This window comes from Mesorhizobium sp. M1A.F.Ca.IN.020.06.1.1 (assembly GCF_004023265.1).
Classification (GTDB): Bacteria; Pseudomonadota; Alphaproteobacteria; order Rhizobiales; family Rhizobiaceae; genus Mesorhizobium.
Genome location: NZ_RZSR01000802.1, coordinates 1 through 2803 on the forward strand (window position 1 = coordinate 1; position 2803 = coordinate 2803).

Consider the following 2803-nt stretch of genomic DNA (forward strand, 5'->3'; position numbering starts at 1 on the left):
CGCCGGATCCGCCTGACATTGGCGACATAGCGCCGGTTCTGAACCACGGCATGGACCCGCCCCGCGCGGCGCGCCGCTTCGATGATGGCGCGCGCATTTTCTGGGCTGTCGGCAAGCGGCTTTTCGGTGAGCAGATGGCAGTTATGGGCAAAGGCCGAAAGCGCGACCTGGCGCCGCGCAGCAGGAACCACGACATCGAACACGGCATCGGGCCGGGTCTGATCGAGAACGGCATCGAGGCTGGTGCCGATGACGGCATTGGGGAGCTCGTACTCGCGCGCCCTCGCCTGCGCCCGATCGGCATCGAGATCGACAAGGCCGGCAATGGCAAGCCCGTCGATCTGCCTCGCGGCATCGAGCCACTGCCTGCTCATGGCTCCGCACCCGACCAGGACGACCTTCATCATCCAGCGCTCCTCCTCCGCTCGGCCCCTCCAGGCCGAGTGTCACGGCATTTCCGGCTTCACCGTAAACGTTTTTCCGTAAACGTTTACGAGAACACACCCGATGGCGTAGAATGTCAATCACCTGCTCGCGAAAATCGACATGCACTGCTTGGCCTGAAGGACGGCCGGTGCTAGCGAGGTCAGGGGGAGAACCTACCTTGGCGTCCAGCATCCACGATCTCGCGCGTCACCTGAACATTTCGATCGGCACCGTGTCGCGCGCGCTGAACGGCCGCGCCGACGTCAATGCGGAGACGCGCCAGCGCGTGCTCGAGGCGGCCAGGAAGCTGAACTATTCGCCCAACCAGTCGGGCCGCAGCCTGCGCCAGGGCGCCACCCGCTCGATCGCCTTCATGCTGCAACCGCATCCCGGCGACCAGCAATATGGCGAGCCGTTCTTCATTCCGTTCCTGACCGGCCTGCAGGCGCGGCTCGCCGAGCATGAGTTGGATCTGATGGTCGTCATGGGCGAGCCCGGCCAGTATCAGCAGGAGCGGCTGCGCCGCGTGGTTGAGACGCGCCGGGCCGACGCGGTCGTGTTGGCCAATACACGGCGGGAAGACGATCGGATCGACTATCTGAGCAAGGCCGGCTTTCCCTTCGCCACGCTTGGCCGAAGTCAATCCGGCGGCGACACCTATCCTTCGCTCGATATCGATTTCGAGAGGGCGGGTGATGAAGCCGTCGACCGGCTGGTTGCGCGCGGCCACCGCCGCATAGCTGCCATCCGCCCTTCGCTTGATCTCAACTTCGGCTACCTGTTCCTCGACGGCTACCGCAAGGCTCTGAAGCGGCACGGCATCGAAGTCGACCCCGGCCTGATCGCCGACGGCTTCATCAACGAGACCGGCGGCTACCAGGTGACGCCGCGTGTCATGCTCTCCAAGGACCGGCCGACAGCCATCATCTTCAACAATGACGCGATGGCGCTCGGCGGCTGCAAGGCACTGGCCGAGATGGGCATCAGGCCCGGCCACGACATCGCGGTGATCGTCATCGTCGACACGCCGCTCTGCCGCTACTTCTCGCCGACGCTGACCGCCTTCCGTCCGGCGCTGGAGCCGATGGGCCGGCGGCTGGCCGAGATGCTGCTGGCGTCACTCCCGGCCCATGCCGGTCCGGAGGGGCCACGCACGATCCGCGAAGTCTGGCCGCTGGAGCTCGTCGCGCGCGAGAGCGATTGAGCACCCTCTCCTTCTCCCCTTGCGGGAGAAGGTGTCGCCGAAGGCGACGGATGAGGGGTGCTCCAGGGAAAGCCAACGTCTCGCTCCGCTGGAACACCCCTCATCCGTCTCGGCGCTGCGCGCCGATCCACCTTCTCCCACATGGGGAGAAGGAAGGAGCCCCACTCCTGTCACGCAAGTATGATGTTCGCGTCCTAGACCCGATGTGACGCCATTCCGGCTCTGCTCGTCACATGGGGACATCATGAAGCACCTCAACCGAACCGTCGCGCTTGGCGCGGCAATCGCCCTGTTCACCGTGCTGAGCCCTGCGCTCGCCGAGGGTGTTGGCTATGTCAACAAGGGGCTGGTCGGCGTTGGCCGCATCCCCGCCAGCCAGAAGGACAAATTCGGCGAGACCTTTGGTTCGGGCTCCGGCATGGCAATCGACGCCAAGAGCTGGGCGCGTGACGGCGCCGGCTACAAAGGCTCGCTCTGGCTGCTGCCGGACCGCGGCTACAACGTCGCCGGCACCACCGACTACCGGCCCCGCTTGAACACCATTGCAATCGAGCTGACCCCGACCCCTCCGGGCGCGGCGCCCGCCGCCGGCCAGGAACAGTCGGGCGTCAAGGCAACGCTCGTCGACACCATGCTCCTGACCGACGACAAGGGCGCCGACGCCACCGGCCTCGACCCGCTCAACGGCGTGCGCCCCGCTGCCGGCGACATGCCGATCCTGCCGCAGGCCGACAATGGCAAGCTTTCGCTCGACGACGAGGCGGTCGTGCGCCTGCCCGACGGCACCATGTTCATTTCCGACGAATATGGCCCCAACATCTATCGCTTTTCGGCCGACGGCCGCCTGATGTCGGCGACGCAGCCGCCGGCGGCCCTGGTGCCGATACGCCATGGCAAGCCGAACTTCGCTTCCGACAATCCTGGCCCGGGTGCCGCCGAGCCGGATCCCAAGGATCCCGAGACCGGCCGCCAGAACAATCAAGGCCTCGAAGGCATGTCGATGACGCCGGACGGCAAGTTCCTGATCGCCGTGCTGCAGTCGGCGCCGCGCCAGGATGGCGGCGATTCCGGCTCGACCCGCCGGAACACCCGCGCGCTGGTCTATGACGCCTCCGACCTCGCCCACCTCAAGCTGGCGCACGAATATGTCGTACCGCTGCCGGTGTTCAAGGA

The 2803-nt window shown here is 66.2% G+C and carries 3 protein-coding genes; 2 read left to right on the forward strand and 1 reads right to left on the reverse strand.

The features are described from left to right. On the reverse strand, window positions 1–407 hold a 407-nt coding region (locus tag EOA60_RS27160), incomplete at its 3' end, for a Gfo/Idh/MocA family oxidoreductase (protein ID WP_164899568.1). 197 nt (window positions 408–604) lie between these two features. Here EOA60_RS27160 and EOA60_RS27165 point away from each other — a divergent pair. Together EOA60_RS27165 and EOA60_RS27175 are read left to right on the forward strand one after the other, a co-directional pair. Further along, complete coding sequence (locus EOA60_RS27165; protein ID WP_095783804.1) at window positions 605–1630, forward strand: LacI family DNA-binding transcriptional regulator; 1026 nt, start codon at window positions 605–607, stop codon at window positions 1628–1630. 244 nt (window positions 1631–1874) lie between these two features. Continuing rightward, window positions 1875–2803, forward strand: a 929-nt coding sequence (locus EOA60_RS27175; protein ID WP_164899569.1) for an esterase-like activity of phytase family protein, incomplete at its 3' end; no start/stop codon positions are given.